This window comes from Aquihabitans sp. McL0605 (genome assembly GCF_049993875.1).
In the GTDB taxonomy this organism is placed as follows: Bacteria; Actinomycetota; Acidimicrobiia; order Acidimicrobiales; family Iamiaceae; genus Aquihabitans.
Genome location: NZ_CP188252.1, coordinates 1,922,903 through 1,937,013, shown reverse-complemented (window position 1 = coordinate 1,937,013; position 14,111 = coordinate 1,922,903). Strand labels below are relative to the sequence as shown.

At 72.6% G+C, this 14,111-nt stretch carries 13 protein-coding genes; 3 read left to right on the top strand and 10 right to left on the bottom strand.

Going from position 1 to position 14,111, the window contains the following annotated elements:
• Position 1: 1 nt before the first annotated feature.
• From ACPPVX_RS08785 to ACPPVX_RS08765, 5 genes are all read right to left on the bottom strand, one after another.
• Entirely contained in the window at positions 2 to 595 is a 594-nt protein-coding gene (locus ACPPVX_RS08785; RefSeq protein WP_426574519.1) for a GTP-binding protein, read from the bottom strand.
• Entirely contained in the window at positions 579 to 920 is a 342-nt protein-coding gene (locus ACPPVX_RS08780) for a DUF742 domain-containing protein (RefSeq protein ID WP_426574518.1), read from the bottom strand. Before ACPPVX_RS08780 ends, ACPPVX_RS08785 begins: the two co-directional genes overlap by 17 nt.
• Positions 921 to 933: 13 nt before the next feature.
• Positions 934 to 1,359, bottom strand: coding sequence for a roadblock/LC7 domain-containing protein (locus ACPPVX_RS08775; RefSeq protein ID WP_426574517.1), 426 nt, complete (start codon positions 1,357 to 1,359; stop codon positions 934 to 936).
• Complete coding sequence (locus ACPPVX_RS08770) at positions 1,356 to 3,944, bottom strand: sensor histidine kinase (protein ID WP_426574516.1); 2,589 nt, start codon at positions 3,942 to 3,944, stop codon at positions 1,356 to 1,358. The genes ACPPVX_RS08775 and ACPPVX_RS08770 overlap by 4 nt, the downstream gene beginning before the upstream one ends.
• A 244-nt stretch (positions 3,945 to 4,188) precedes the next feature.
• Complete coding sequence (locus tag ACPPVX_RS08765; RefSeq protein WP_426574515.1) at positions 4,189 to 5,040, bottom strand: ubiquinol-cytochrome c reductase iron-sulfur subunit; 852 nt, start codon at positions 5,038 to 5,040, stop codon at positions 4,189 to 4,191.
• Between the two features lie 434 nt (positions 5,041 to 5,474).
• Here ACPPVX_RS08765 and ACPPVX_RS08760 point away from each other — a divergent pair, with 434 nt between their 5' ends.
• Positions 5,475 to 5,681, top strand: a complete 207-nt coding sequence (locus ACPPVX_RS08760; RefSeq protein ID WP_426574514.1) for a hypothetical protein — start codon at positions 5,475 to 5,477, stop codon at positions 5,679 to 5,681.
• Positions 5,682 to 5,871: 190 nt separating this feature from the next.
• Here ACPPVX_RS08760 and ACPPVX_RS08755 read toward each other — a convergent pair whose 3' ends face one another.
• The 3 genes from ACPPVX_RS08755 to ACPPVX_RS08745 all read right to left on the bottom strand — a co-directional run bounded on the left by ACPPVX_RS08755 (position 5,872) and on the right by ACPPVX_RS08745 (position 9,704).
• Complete coding sequence (locus ACPPVX_RS08755; RefSeq protein ID WP_426574513.1) at positions 5,872 to 6,525, bottom strand: PadR family transcriptional regulator; 654 nt, start codon at positions 6,523 to 6,525, stop codon at positions 5,872 to 5,874.
• A gap of 66 nt (positions 6,526 to 6,591) precedes the next feature.
• Positions 6,592 to 7,986: a diacylglycerol/lipid kinase family protein gene (locus tag ACPPVX_RS08750; protein WP_426574512.1), complete on the bottom strand. Its 1,395-nt coding sequence runs from the start codon at positions 7,984 to 7,986 to the stop codon at positions 6,592 to 6,594.
• Positions 7,983 to 9,704 (bottom strand): SulP family inorganic anion transporter, encoded by a 1,722-nt coding sequence (locus tag ACPPVX_RS08745; RefSeq protein WP_426574511.1) that lies wholly within the window; start codon positions 9,702 to 9,704, stop codon positions 7,983 to 7,985. The genes ACPPVX_RS08750 and ACPPVX_RS08745 overlap by 4 nt, the downstream gene beginning before the upstream one ends.
• Before the next feature lie 191 nt (positions 9,705 to 9,895).
• On the opposite strand from ACPPVX_RS08745, the gene ACPPVX_RS08740 reads away from it, so the two are divergent.
• Positions 9,896 to 11,395, top strand: coding sequence for a CHAD domain-containing protein (locus ACPPVX_RS08740; RefSeq protein WP_426574510.1), 1,500 nt, complete (start codon positions 9,896 to 9,898; stop codon positions 11,393 to 11,395).
• A gap of 15 nt (positions 11,396 to 11,410) precedes the next feature.
• Here ACPPVX_RS08740 and ACPPVX_RS08735 read toward each other — a convergent pair whose 3' ends face one another.
• Positions 11,411 to 12,139, bottom strand: coding sequence for a VC0807 family protein (locus ACPPVX_RS08735; RefSeq protein WP_426574509.1), 729 nt, complete (start codon positions 12,137 to 12,139; stop codon positions 11,411 to 11,413).
• A gap of 213 nt (positions 12,140 to 12,352) precedes the next feature.
• Positions 12,353 to 13,084 (bottom strand): alpha/beta hydrolase, encoded by a 732-nt coding sequence (locus ACPPVX_RS08730; RefSeq protein WP_426574508.1) that lies wholly within the window; start codon positions 13,082 to 13,084, stop codon positions 12,353 to 12,355.
• A gap of 77 nt (positions 13,085 to 13,161) precedes the next feature.
• Between ACPPVX_RS08730 and ACPPVX_RS08725 the strand changes: the two genes are divergently transcribed.
• Positions 13,162 to 14,019: an SDR family oxidoreductase gene (locus ACPPVX_RS08725; protein WP_426574507.1), complete on the top strand. Its 858-nt coding sequence runs from the start codon at positions 13,162 to 13,164 to the stop codon at positions 14,017 to 14,019.
• Positions 14,020 to 14,111 lie beyond the last annotated feature (92 nt).

Below are 14,111 nucleotides of genomic sequence, written 5' to 3'. Positions count from 1 at the left end.
GTCAGATGCCGGCGGGGACGCGGGCCTGGGAGATGAGGTGGTCGAGCAGGCCGACGAGCGTGGCCTTCACGTCGACGCGGGAGCGGGCGTCGCAGCTGACCAGCGGGATGTGATCGTCGAGCCCGAGCGCCTCGCGGATCTCCTCGGTCTCGAACTGCTGGACGCCCTCGAACGGGTTCACCGCCACGATGAACGGGACGCCGCGGGCCTCATACCAGTCGATCGCCACGAACGAGTCGTCGATGCGGCGGGTGTCGACGAGCGCCACGCCGCCGATGGCGCCGACGGCGAGGTCGTCCCACATGAACCCGAACCGCTCCTGGCCGGGCGTGCCGAACAGGTAGAGGATCAGGGTCGGGTCGATCGTGATGCGCCCGAAGTCCATGGCGACCGTGGTGGTGGTCTTGGAACCCACGAGGCTGGTGTCGTCGACACCGGCGGACATCTTCGTCATAGCCGCCTCGGTGGTCAGCGGCCGGACCTCGGACACGGCACCGATGAAGGTGGTCTTGCCGACGCCGAAGCCGCCGGCCACGACGATCTTGACCGCCGAGACATCGGCGGGACTCGATGGGGATTCAGAGAGCTCGGACACCGTCCACCAGCCTTTCCAGCACCGAGATGGACACCACGGACTCCTGCCTCTGGTGCACGAGGAGGACGTGGTCTGCGAGGAGGTCGTCGACGACGACGGAGATGACGCCGACCGGCAGCTCGAGGTCGGACGCCAGCTCGGCGATCGACGTGGGCTGCTTGCAGCGCTGGAGGACGGCTCGATGCTCGAACCCCCGCTCGGTCGCCTGGTCCCCGGGCGCGGCCGACACCAGCGTCTCCAACCGGAGATCGCTTCGGCGCAGCTCGGTCCGGCCGCCGGTGATGACGAACGGACGGATGAAGCCGTGGCCCGAGGACTCGCTCATGCGCGCGGCTCGCTCACCGGAGGACCGAGCCGCGGAGCTCGTGGATCAGGTCGGGCGTCAAGACGGTGCCGGCCCGCTCCACCAGCAAGGTGGTCTGGTAGCCGACGAGGCCGATGTCGCAGCCGCTGGTGGCGACCACGCCGAGGGCGCTGCCGTCGGAGATCGCCGAGACGAACAGGTACCCGCGCTTCATCGACACGATCACCTGGTTGAGGCCGTGGAAGTCGAAGCAGGTCGACGTCGACTGCCCGAGGCTCACGAAGCCGGTGACGATCGCCGAGACGTGCTCGGCGTCCTCGCGGCCCAGCGACCGGGACATGGCGATCAGCAGCCCGTCGCTGGAGACGGCCACGGCGTCGGTGACGCCCGCGGACTTCTCCACGAACTCGTCGATCAGCCAGTTGAAGTTCTGCGCCGAGGCGCTGAGGAGGTCGGTCATCGGTCGTCATCTCCGTGGGCGGGCACCTCGGAGCCGGGAGCGGCCCCAAACTCGTCGAGCAGCTTCCCGAAGTCCTCGCGACCCCGTTCCGACCCCGACTCGAACGTGCTCAGCAGGCTGAACATGCCGTCGGCGCTGCCGTTGCCGTTGCCGCTGGTGCGGTCGGCGGGGGCGGCACCGTCGGTGTCTCCGCCGCGGCGGATCTGGCGACCGGGGCCGCTCGTGGCCAGGCCCTCACCTCGGACCCGCTTCTTCAGGCCGTTGGCGGTGGTGCGCTGGGACTCGGGCTTCCAGTCGTCGGCGGCGATCGCACCGGAGCCCCAGCCGCCGTCGGCGGCCGGCCCTTCGGCGGCAACGGGCTCGGGGGCCAGGACTGCGGCCACCGGTGCCGGCACCGCGACCACCGGTGTCGGGACCATCGCGATCGGTGCCGGGGTGATCGGTTCGGGGGCAGCAGCCAAGGTGGGAGCGGCGGCGACCGGGGCCGGGTCGGCTGGAGCCGGATCGACCGGGCCCAGGTCGAACGGCGCGGGGCCGGAGCGGCGCGGCAGCCCGGTGAGGGACCGCTCGCTCCTGGGCTCGGACCGCTGCGGGCCCCCGAGCGCGGGGGCCGGCTCGGCCATGATCGGCTCGGCGGGGGCCGGATCGCCGAGGTCGGCGGCGGGGATGGCCTCGTCGTGGTGGAGGGTGCTCTCGGGGACCACGATCTTGGCGGCGATGCCACCGGTGGGCGACTCGTCGAGGCGCACCTCGGCGCCGAGGCGGTCGGCCAAGATGCCGGCCACGTAGTGGCCGAGGTACCGCGAGGGCGCCACCGTGTAGGACTCGCGCCCGCCGAGGCGGTCGTTGGCGACGGCCATCTCCTCGGGCGCCATGCCCATGCCGTGGTCGATGACCGCGAGGACGTACCCGTTGCGGGTCATGCGCCCGTAGATCTCGACCGGTCGGCCGGGAGGCGAGAACGTGAGCCCGTTCTCGAGCAGCTCGGCGAGCAGGTGCACCAGGTCGGCGGCCACCAGGCCGGGGACCATGGCGTCGGCGATGTCGCGGATCTCGACCCGGGTGTAGTCCTCGACCTCGCCGAGGGCGGCGCGGACGACGTCGTTCATGGCGATCGGTGCGGTCCACGTGCGGGGCGGGATCAGCCCGGCGAGCACGACGAGCGACTCGGCGTTGCGCCGGGCGCGGGTGGCGAGGTGATCGAGCTTGAAGAGGTTGTCGAGCGCCGCCGGGTCGGTCTCGTTGCGCTCCAGCTCGGTGATGAAGTCGAGCTGGCGGGCGATGAGGCTCTGGGTGCGTCGGCCCAGGTTCACGAACGAGTCCGAGATGTTGCGCCGGAGCACGGCCTGCTCCACCGCCAGGTCGAGGGCGGATTGCTGGACCGAGTTGAGCGCGGCCGCGACGTCTTGGACCTCGTCTCGCGTCTTGACCTCGATCGGCGGGACGTCGGGCATGACCACGTCGTCGCCGAGCGGCGTGTCGAGGATGCCCTGGACGGCAGCGGGCAACGAGCTCGTCGCCATGTCCTCGGCCTGGCGGGTCAGCGACAGCAGCGGACGGGTGATCGAGCGGGCGGCCAGGAAGGTGAACACGAGCCCGGCCAGGATCGTGAACCCGGCGAGCAGCGAGAAGTTCCGCTGCTGGTCGGCGGCTTCGCTGCGAAGGGTCGTCGCCCGGGCGGCGAGGGCCTCGCCGGTGGTCTTGGAGGCGACGTCGAGGCCGTTGGCCATGTCGCTGGTGCCGGCGGCCGCCACGCCTTCGATGTCGAGCTCGCCGGTCGAGGTGTACCCGTCCAGCATCTTGATCTGCTTCTTGTACCCGGCGTTCGTGACGGCGTTCTTGGCGGCCTGCTCGTACGGGCCGGTGGCGAGGAGCCCGACGTGCTGCAGGTCCTGCTTGAACTGGTTGACCTGGGCGACGACGTCGCTCTTGGTGGCGCCCTTCTGCTTCCCGCCGCTGAGCGCCGAGTTGCTGCCGAGTGCCGTCATCCGGCCCGAGTCCTCGTAGGTGCGCACCAGGGTGTCGAGCATCTCGGCGGAGCTGCGGAGCTGCGGGTCGCTGATCCCCAGCGTGAGCCTCGTGCCGGCGCCGATGAGCGCATCGAGCGCCGGGTTGTACATCTGGTACGCCGCGAAGCTCTGGGGGAAGTTGGCGAGCGAGGCCGGCTTGCCGGTGTCCGACGTGGTGTCGTAGTTCTTCCGAGCCGCGGCCAGCTGCTCGTCCACCTTCGCCAACGCCGGCCCGTAGACGGCCTCGGCTCCGGGGCCGAGCGAAGCCACCGACCGGCCGAACTCGGCGCGGGCGTCATCGACGAGCTGTCGGGACCCTGCGAGGCTCTTGGTCTTCAGGTTGGCCTGATCGCGGAACCCGACCATCGATGCCGCTGAGTCGTCCCGCTCGCTCTGCATCGATCGGATCAGGCCGCCCGGGCCGAGGGCGGCGGTGGCGAGCGCCGTGTCGGCCTGGACCTGGTCGCGCTCCTGGGTGGCCTGGTCCACCTCGTAGATGCTCACCGCGACGATGGCGATGATGGGCACCAGCAGCGCAAGCGCCAACTTGGCCCGGATGGGGAAGCGGGTGGCCATGGGGGGTTCTCTCCAGGGGTGCCGTCGGTATGACACTGCGGTCAGGCGGGTCGACCACCGGCCTCAGATCTCCAAGCCCGACCGTCACCCGCATGACTGTCGTCCGCCTCCACATCGGCACGGTCCCGCTCATCCCAAGCCAGCCACGACGAAATAGGCCGAACGGCCTATCCTGTGGGGCGAACATGCTGGTGACAGCGTTGTCAGCGGGTGCTGGGTACCGCCGTGGACCGTACCGGCCCGGTCACTCGTGGGTGGTGATGCAGTGAGGGCCCTCGGCCTCCTGGCCGGTGGTGTCGGTCCCGATCGGGGGGCCGAGGATGATGGTGCCCGTGTCGACGGTGAGCACCCCGCCGCTCACCAGCATCGGGAAGCGGTCGAGCCCGCGTGGCGCCGGGCCGGCCTTCTTCTCGCCGGCCTGGTTGTACTGCGAGCCGTGGCACGGGCACTCGAACCACTGCGAGGTGTCGCACGCCGGCACCCGGCAGCCCAGGTGGACGCACTTCTGGTAGAGCGCCACCACGCCCGCCTCCATCCCGGTCAGCACGCTCGGGGGGTACACCTTCTTCGCCTTGTCGAGCGCGCTCGACGGGTAGGCGGTGATCCACATGCGGCCGTCGGGGTAGTAGGCGAAGCCGTCGCCGGCCTGGATGGCGTCGTTGATGTCGGTGAGCTTGCCCACCGTGATCTTCGAGCCGAAGCCCGCCGAGGGCGACGGCCAGAGGTAGGCGAGGGTGGCGCCGCCGAACGCGGTGATCCCCAGGATGAACCCGCCGATGATCGAGCGGTTCAGGAACTGCCGACGGTCGATGCCGAGCTGCTCGGGGTCGGGTGCCACCCACGGGGCCGGCGGCGCCGGCTCGGAGATGGGGACCAATTCGCCGCCGACGCGGGCGAGGTGGGCCGCCTGCTCGACGTCTCGCCCGGTCGTGCCCTCGAGCACCGGCGTCGGCTTGCGCGACCGCTGGTCTCGTCGGCGCGTCTCCTTGGAGACGTAGCCGATCGCTTCGGCGTCCTGGCGACGTCGGAGCGACGACGCCACGAGCAGGGCAGCCGCCCCGGTCAGGCAGACAGCAACGAGCACGAACGTGATCATCGGGCGTTCCTCCTGGATCTGGAGAACTGGCCCCGCCAGGTCCGAGGGTACGGCGGCCGGTGCCGCAGGAGACGTCAGGCCTCGCAAATCCGCGTCGCACGCGATGCCGGCGACATGACCGCGGTGCTGATGGTCCGGGCCGGTCGCGAGGTGTGGGGCACGACGCCCGGCCATGACGCCCTTCCGCCGGCCGCTCGCAGGAGCGGCGTCCAGCAGCACCGACCGACCGTGGACGCTGGTGGCCAGGCAAGGCGGGGAGCCCTCAACCACCACGACGGTGGGGCGGCCCTTGGCGGGTCGCCCTGCCGCTCTCGCTCGAGGCCGCGTCATAGGGCCCGTCTGCGGAGGCTCTTCCAGGTGTGCACGGCGGCAACCAGGACAGACAGAACCCAGCCACGCCCCCGGTCGTCCGCCGGCGTGGCTGGTGGCGCCAGGTGCTCCACCTCTCGACGGCGATCGACCACCCCTACGGGCGGGGCGAGACCCACGGGATCGAGGACGCATCGCTCGGCCTGGCCCCGCTGGCGATCGCCCAGCTCGCCCACCGGCGGGGCGACCACTACGCCGCGGGGTACCTCGACGGGTACCGCTCGATCTTCCCGAGTTGGGACGGGGTGTCGGGCAAGCGCCCGCCGCGCTGACAGGCCAACCGTGGTGCTGCAGCTGCGCCCAGGTCACCAGGTGATCGCCACGCCGCCAGGCGATGGCCACCCGCCCCACGCTCGTTCCGCCACATCGCCACACCGACGACGCCGGGAACGACGACCAGCACGGCGGCGACGATGGACCACGTCCGAGGTCGCTGCCCCGACGGCGAAGGCCGTCTGTCGGCTACGCCGGTTCCCCGGGCGGGGTGCGGGGGAGCGGGGCCAGCTCGAGGATCGCCCGGGTGCGGTCGCGGTGGGTCTGCGCCGGCGAGGTGGTGTCGGGCCAGGACGCGATCTCGTCGAGGGCCCATGCCGACCAGTCGATGATGTTGGTGAAGTGCCCGATCATGAAGCGGTTGGCGAGGGCGAACGTGTGCTCCCGCTCGGGGAACGTGCCGCCGGTGGCGAGCATGAACTGCGCGTGGGCCGCGTACCGGTCGCGCCCGGTGGCGGCCTGCTCGCCGATGTCCTCGATGGTGCGGCGGAGGTCGTCGATGGTGCCGTCGTCGGCCACGAGGACCCGGACCATGCCCTCGAACTCCATCGTCATGGGCTGCGGCCGCTCGGTCAGCCACGCCGCCAGCGCCGCCCGGCCGGCATCGGTGATCGAGTAGATGGTGCGGGTGCGGCGGCCGGTGGCCTCGACGGTGGCCTCCACCAACCCGAGATCGGCCAGGTGCTTGGCGGCGTTGTAGCGCTGGCGGTCGGCGCGCGACCAGATGTCGTCGAGGCCGCGACCGACCTGCTCGGCCAGCTCGTAGGCCGACCAGTCCTTCGAGGTGAGGACCCCGAGGATCACGTACGACAGCGTGTTCAGCTTCGGTGGCGACCCGGACATCTCTCCAGTTCTACTGGTCGTGCACCCGGAGGAGCGAGGCCTGGGCGGCCGGTGCCGGCGGAGCCGCTAGCGCAGGGATTCCTCGATCGGCGTGGCCCGGCCGACGGCGGCGCGCAGCAGGGCGCGCAGGGTCCACCACCGCGACGGGGGCAGGAGCGCGGCGGGCGAGTAGCCGGGCGCGTGGTGCGGGAGGCGGATCCGCACCGCGCCGGGGAGGAGGCGGAACGCCAGCGGCGGATCGAGCAGCAGGGCCTCGCCATCGACCCCGGCCTCGACGGGTGACCCCGACGCCACGGTGAACGTGGGCGCGCTCCACTCGGACCACCCGGGGAACCGGGCCAGCCGGCCGGCCGACTCCGCGGCGACGAACGCGGCCACGTCGGCTCCGCCGCGCACCTCGGCCGCGGCGATGCCCAGCTGCCCGGTGTCGAGGCGCGCCCGGCTCCCGAACCCGGCCATCGAGGTGAGGACGTAGGGGTTGTTCGAGACCTGGATGATCTGGGCGCCATCGCGCTGCTCGCCGTCGGGGCCGGTGAAGTGGAGGTCGAACGGCGGGGCCTCGGGCCCCAGCAGCTCGGGGAGCATGGCGGCGGTGGTCTGACCCTTGGCGTCGCGGTACTCGGGCGCCTGCACGACCTTGGCGTAGACGCCGAGGGACACGTTGTTGACGAACACCCGGCCGTTCACCTCGGCCAGGTCGATCCGGCGCTCGACCGCGTCCCCAAACGCATCGAGCGCGCCGACCACGTCGTCGCGGTCGAGCCCGAGGTCGAGGGCGAAGTGGTTCCGGGTCCCGGCGGGGATGCACACGAGCGCCACGTCGGCCGCCATGGCCACCGATGCGACGAGGGCCTGCGAGCCGTCGCCGCCGGCCATGCCGATGACGTCGGCGCCGCGGTCGATCGCCTCCTGGGCGAGGACGACCATGTCGTCGCCGGGCTGCAGCACGACCGGCTCGATCCCGCGCGCCCGGCACTCGTCGACCAGCGAGAACCGCTCGGCCTTCCCGCCCCCGGACTTGAGGTTCATGATCAGGACGGCGTGGCGGGCCGGGCCGACCGGGTCGCCGGGGGTGTCGAGCGCCTTGAGCTGCGCCGGGTCGCGTCGCAGCGCGTACCGCGTGAGCGCGGTGGACGCGGCGACGACGGCGGCGAGCAGGAGCAGCACCAGCCCCTGGCCGCTGGCCGTGACCACCAGGACGAGCACGAGGACCAGGGCGAGGGCGACAGCGATCGCGGCCATCATCCGCACGGGGCCCTTGCGCGTGGCGGCCATCCAAGCGGCGGCGATGGCGACCAGCAGCAGCAGCGGCACGACGAACACCCGCGCCACGTCGCCGGCCAACCCGATGGTCCCGGCCACGAGGGCGGTCGCGCCCAGGGCCAGGGCGCCGATGGCGGCCAGCCGGCGGCGCAGCTCGAGCCGCTCGGACGTGCTCTCGGTGGTGCTGGTGGTGGTCACGGCGCCTCCGTGGCGGCGGGGCCGTGCTGGGCGGCGAAGGCCTCCACGGCGTCGTCGAGCGTGTGGAAGAAGTGGGCGGGGTCGATGGTGCGGGTGAGCTCGTAGCGCTCGATCTTGCGCTGCACCGGCGACTTCATCTCGGCGAACACGAGCGACACGCCGGCCGCGTTCAGCTCCTCGTCGAGGTCTTCGAGCATGTCGGCCGCGGTGGTGTCGACGTCGGTGATGGGCTCGGCGGCGATCAGGATCCACACCGGCCGGGGCTCGGACGCGGCCAGGGCCCGGATCTCGTCGCGGAACGTGCGCGAGTTGGCGAACACGAGCGGCGCATCGAACCGGAAGATCACGAGCCCAGGGATCCGCGCCCCCTCGGGGTGGGCCTCGAGGTCGTGGTAGCCGTCGATGCCCTCGACCGGAGCGAGCTCGGCCCGGTACGGCCTCCACATGCGCCGGAACACGTTCAGGATCGAGATCGCCACCGCGATCCCGATGCCCGGCAGCACCCCCAGCAGCGCCACGCCGGCGAAGGCGGTCATGGAGACGCCGAACTCCATGCGCCGCTGGTTCCAGAGCCGTCGGGTGGCCGGTATGTCGGCGAGCGACAGCGACGCGGCGATCACCACCGAGGCCAGCACCGGCTGGGGGAGGTTGCGCATCAGGCCGGGGACGAACAGGAGCATGGCGATGATGGCGAGCGCGCCGACGATGCCGGTCAGCTGCGACTTGGCCCCGGCCTGCTCGGCCACTGCGGTGCGCGAGCCGCTGGTGCTCACCGGGAAGCCCTGGAAGAAGCCGGCCGCGAGGTTGGCGGTGCCGATGCCGATCATCTCCTGGTTGGCATCGACCTCCTGGCCGGTGCGGGCCGCGAACGCCGACGACGTGGAGATGGTGTCGGTGAGCGACACCAGCGTGATGCCGAGCGCACCCGCGACCAGCAGCCCCATGTCCCGGAGCGGGACGCCGGGGAGCGTCAGCGGCGGGAAGCCCTGCGGGAGCGTCCCCACCAGGGACACGCCGTGCGCACCCAGGTCGAACGCCACGGTGATGGCGATCGCGGTCACCACCGCCACCAGCACCGCGGGCACCTTGGGCAGGACCCGGCCCAGGCCCACGATCACGATCAGGCCGCCCAGGCCGACGGCCAGGGCGGCGCCGACGGTCTTGCCGTCGCCCACGCCCTTGACGAAGCCGCGCAGCTCCTCGATGAACCCGTCGGCGTCGATCGAGAACCCGAACAGCTTTGGCAGCTGCCCCACCAAGATGGTGAGCGCCAGGCCGTTCATGTAGCCGATCTGGGTGGGCTTCGAGAACAGGTCGGCGACGAACCCGAGCTTGGCCACCCCCGCCCCGATCATGAAGACGGCCACCAGGATCGCCAGCATCGAGGCCAGGGCGATGGCCTTGGCCGGATCGCCGTCGGCGCCGACCAGCGGCAGGATCGTGGCCGCGATCATCGGGCCCAGCGACGAGTCGGGGCCGAGCACCAAGATGCGCGACGGGCCGAACACGGCGTACGCGAGCAGGCACATGATCGACGTGTAGAGCCCGGTGATGGCCGGCAGCCCGGCCAGCTCGGCGTACGCCATCCCCTGCGGCACGAGCAGGGCCGTCAGCACGAGGCCGGCGACGATGTCCTTCGGCAGCCAGGCCCGCTCGTAGTGGCGCGCGGCGGCGATCACGGGAACCCGGCGCCCGATCGCCGTCACGGCATCACCCACGTCGTGCCCTCACGCCGGGAACACTACGGCCCACCAGGAATCGCGGTGGCGAACGCTCGGAGCAGCCTGCGGGCCGGCCGGGCGCGGCGCCATGACCGTCCCATGACGGTCCGGCAACAGCGCGGCACGGCGCCGAACGGCTCCGTACACTGCCGGCACGTTCGTCGGCAGCAGGGCGGGTGCATCGGGTCATGGCTGAGCGTGAGACGCGTACCGAGCGGGAGGTCAAGCTCGCTCCGCCGCCGGGCTTCGAGCTCGCGGACCTGAGCGCCCTCGTCGGCGCCGACGTCCGGGCCCTTCCGCCCGCCGACCTGGTCGCCACCTACTTCGACACCCACGATCTGGTGCTGGCCCGCTCCGGCATCACCATCCGCCACCGCACCGGGGAGGGCGCCCCCACCTGGACGGTGAAGCTCCCGGCCGGTGAGCACGCCGGTGCGCTCGTCCGGCGCGAGATCGACATCGAGGGCGATCGGGCCCGGCGGCCGCGGGAGCTGGCGGCCACGGTGATGGCGCACCTGCGCGGCCGGCGCCTCGGGCCCGTCGCCGAGGTGCGGTCGCAACGGGACCGGGCGCTGATCGAGGACGGTGCCGGGCAGGCGCTGGTCGAGGTGGTCCACGACCACGTGACCGCCGTCCGGGGCCGGCGGCTCCTCGGCTCTTGGGAGGAGGTCGAGGTCGAGGCCATGGACGCCCCGGGTGCGCTCGACGCCCAGCGGCGCGTGGTGCGCGCCCTGCGCAAGGCCGGGTCCGCCAAGGCGCCCGCCGTGCCCAAGCTCGTCCGGGCGCTCGGCGACGAGGCCGCCGCGGCACCCGACCTGATCGTGCCCGAGCTCCCCGCCCATCCCAAGGTCATCGACGCGCTGGAGCTGGCGATCGCGCGGTCGGTCGTGCAGATCCTCGAGCACGACCCCGCGGTGCGCGTCGGCGGCGACCCCGAAGACCTCCACCAGCTCCGGGTGGCCACCCGCCGTCTGCGGTCCGATCTGCGCACGTTCCGAGGGTTCCTCGACGCCGACGTCTCCGCCCGCGTCCGCGACGAGCTCCGCTGGGTGGCCGACCAGACCAACGAGCTGCGCGACCTCGATGTGCTGCGGGCCTGGCTGGTGGCGAAGACCGCCGCGCTGCCCGACGACGACCGGCCGGCGATGGAGGAGCTGATCGGGCGCTGCGACGAGCAGGCCGCCGCTCGGCGCGCCGTGCTGCTGCGGGCCCTCGGCTCCCCGCGCTACGGGGCCCTGGTGCACGACCTGGTCCACCTCTTGGAGACGCCTCCGGCCGTGGACCAGAAGCAGGAGCGCCGCGCCCGCAAGCGCCTGGATCGCCAGGTCCGGCGCCGCTGGCACGAGCTCGAGGCCCTGATGGGTGCCCTCGGCGACGACCACGACGACGCCGACCTGCACCAGGCCCGCATCGCCGCCAAGCGCTGCCGGGCGGCGGTGGAGGCGGTCATCCCGCTCGTGGGCCGCGACGCTCGCCGGCTGGCCCGAGCCCTGGCCAAGCTCCAGGACGTCCTGGGTGCGGTGCACGACGCGTCGGTCACCGAGGCGTGGCTGCGCCAGGTCCGAGCCACCCCTGCCGCGTTCGCGGCGGGCGAGCTGGCGGTGCTGGCCCGCATCGACGGCCGGGTCAGCGGCGAGCGCTGGCCCGACGTGTGGGCGAAGGTCGAGCGGCGCCACGCCGCGATGTGACGCGGGCGGGGCGGGTCAGGCGGCGAGCGGGAGGGCGGCCGGGGTGATGGCCGATCCGCGCGAGGCGCCGCGGCGGCTCGGGGCGATCATGCCCTCGCGGCAGGCCGTGCGGTGCGACCACACGATGGTGACGGCGATGGCGGTGATGGTGATCGCCAGGCCGGAGATCTGCTTGGCGGCCACGAAGGTGGTCAGCGGCAACGAGACCAGCAGCACGAAGGTGACCGACGCGGTGGCCAGGTTCACCCCGGCCCACAGGACCGTGAGGCCGCAGAGGAGCGAGCGCACCCGGGGGTTCTCGGCCTGCTCCGGGGTGATCGGCCAGAAGTCGTGGGCCAGCTTGGCGATGAGCGGCCGGCCCATGACGATCGACCCGAGGAACACACCACCGGTGACCAACGTGCCCACGATCGGCTGCGCGAAGTAGATGAACGAGCTGCCGCTGCTGACGGCGAGCCCCGTGCGGATGGTGATCCCGACCGAGGCGAGCACCAGGACGCCCGACACCTCCGCCCGACGGAGCAGGCGGCCGGCGAGGCACCCGTAGGTCCAGGCGATGGCCACCAGGTAGGCGAGGCCGAGGCTCCCGAACGCAAGGCACGTGTAGAAGAGCACGCTCGGGATGATCGAGGCCTCGAGCAGCTTCGGGCCGCCCCGGCGGATGATCGCGGCGACGATCGTGCGCTTGGAGAGCTCGGGCGGAGCCTCGGTCTGGGGGCGATCGGTCCGTTCGGCCTCGTGCACGCTGCTCCATCGGCGGTCGGCTGGTGACCTGAAGCGATCACCTCTGGTCGGCTCGGAAAGGGGCCGACCGGCCCACTCCGCTGGTGGCGGCAGGTCGATGCTCATCGGGCGGCCACGGGGATCCAGTGTGGCGCGCTGCCCCTCGGATGTATCCGCGCCCCCTGGACGGATGTCCAGGCCCCGGTCAGGGCGCTGCGGCGACCGGCCCGACGGTCAGGAGACGTGCTCCCACCGGCCGTCGAAGGTGGGGTGGGGACCGGTGGTGCCGGCCAGGAGGTCGTCGGTGGGATGGCGCTCGCCGCGCTGGAGGGCGGCGAGCCACAGGCCGACCTGGCCGGCGGCCTCGTCGGTCATCACGTGCTCGCCCTCGGACTCGACGTAGGTCAGGTCGAGGCCGGAGTCGCGGATCAGCGCCGCCCCGGCCCGCGACGACTCGATCGGTGCGAAGTGGTCCTGGCGGGCGCTGGACAAGAAGTACGGGTGGCCCGCTGCGGCAGCCCGGTCGACCCGGAACCCGCGCACGAACGGCGGGAAGCTGCAGATGCCGAAGCCCGCGGCCGGACGGCGGCGGACGTCGGCGCCCAGCAGGAGCCCGAGCGCCAGCCCGCCCCCCTGGCTGAACCCGCCCACGACGGCCTCGGCGGACGGGAGCCCGAGCTCGTCCTCGAGCTCGCCCAGCAGCGCGTCGAGCGCCGCGAGGCTGACGAGGAACTGCTCCTCGGCCTCGATGCCGGCGTTGGTGCCGCGGTGCCAGATGGCTCGGCTGCGCCGCTCGAACGGCGCGTCGGGCACGACCGCGCAGAAGTCGCCGCCGGGGTCGATCAGGTCGAGGCGATCCGACAGGTCGGCGGGCGACTCGCCGTAGCCGTGGAGCAGCACGAGCAGGCGGCGCTGCGGGCCCTGGCGCCGCAGGACGGTCCTCTCGAGGTGCGGGGGGCTGGGCATGGTCCTCGATCCCACCACACGGCACCGGGCGGAGGCGAAGCGAGGTCGTGGGGTGCCGGTGGAGGAGGATGGCCGGCATGGATCAGTTCACGAGCGTGGTCACGGGAGCGAACACCGGGTTGGGGAGGGCGACGGCCCAGGCGCTGGCCGCCCGCGGGGATCGGGTGATCTTCGCCTGCCGCACCGAGGCCAAGGCCCGGGAGGCGATGGACGCGGTGGCCGCAGCGACGGGAAGCGACCAGCTCGAGTTCCTCGCCCTCGACCTCGCCGACCTCGATCAGGTGCGCTCGGCGGCAGGCACCCTGCTCGAGCGCGGCGACCCGATCCACCTCCTGGTGGCCAACGCCGGCATCGCCGCGCAGCGCGGCACCACCGCGCAGGGCTTCGAGCTGGCCTTCGGCGTCAACCACCTCGGCCACTTCCTGTTCGTCAGCGAGCTCCTGCCGCTGCTGGAGGCGGGCTCGCCCGCGCCCGACGGCGCCCCCGCCCGGGTGGTGGTGGTGTCGAGCGGCAGCCACTACGCGGCCAAGAAGGGCATCGACTTCGAGGCCGTCCGCCAGCCCACCGCCAGCTTCTCCGGCATGCCCGAGTACGGCGTCTCGAAGCTCGCCAACGTGCTGTTCGTCCAGGAGCTGTGCCGCCGCACCGACCCCGCCGACCTGTTCGCGGTGGCGCTGCACCCCGGCAACCTGATCGGGACCGACGTCATGCGCCGCGTGCCCAAGCCCCTCGAGTCGCTCGTGAAGCGGTTCCGCCCGTCGGCCGAGGTGGGGGCGAAGACCTCGGTGCTGTGCGCCACGTCGGCCGAGGTGCTCGACCACCGCGGCGAGTACTACTCCGTGCTGAAGCTGAAGGACCCGGCCAAGGTGGCCACCCCCGAGCTGGGCGCCGAGCTGTGGCGCCGCAGCGAGGAGTGGACCGCTCCAGGAGCCTGAGCTCCGGCCCGTCGGCCCGAGCTCACCCGATCGGGTGGATCGCCGCTGGTCCCCGCGGGTCGTTCTCGAGGGCGGAACGCCCAGGTCTGTGG

Coding starts and splice junctions, on each gene's coding strand:
- ACPPVX_RS08755 (WP_426574513.1), bottom strand. CDS start 6,525: ATGTCCGGGTCGCCACCGAAGCTGAACACGCTGTCGTACGTGATCCTC.
- ACPPVX_RS08725 (WP_426574507.1), top strand. CDS start 13,162: ATGGATCAGTTCACGAGCGTGGTCACGGGAGCGAACACCGGGTTGGGG.
- ACPPVX_RS08770 (WP_426574516.1), bottom strand. CDS start 3,944: ATGGCCACCCGCTTCCCCATCCGGGCCAAGTTGGCGCTTGCGCTGCTG.
- ACPPVX_RS08765 (WP_426574515.1), bottom strand. CDS start 5,040: ATGATCACGTTCGTGCTCGTTGCTGTCTGCCTGACCGGGGCGGCTGCC.
- ACPPVX_RS08775 (WP_426574517.1), bottom strand. CDS start 1,359: ATGACCGACCTCCTCAGCGCCTCGGCGCAGAACTTCAACTGGCTGATC.
- ACPPVX_RS08740 (WP_426574510.1), top strand. CDS start 9,896: ATGGCTGAGCGTGAGACGCGTACCGAGCGGGAGGTCAAGCTCGCTCCG.
- ACPPVX_RS08730 (WP_426574508.1), bottom strand. CDS start 13,084: ATGCCCAGCCCCCCGCACCTCGAGAGGACCGTCCTGCGGCGCCAGGGC.
- ACPPVX_RS08780 (WP_426574518.1), bottom strand. CDS start 920: ATGAGCGAGTCCTCGGGCCACGGCTTCATCCGTCCGTTCGTCATCACC.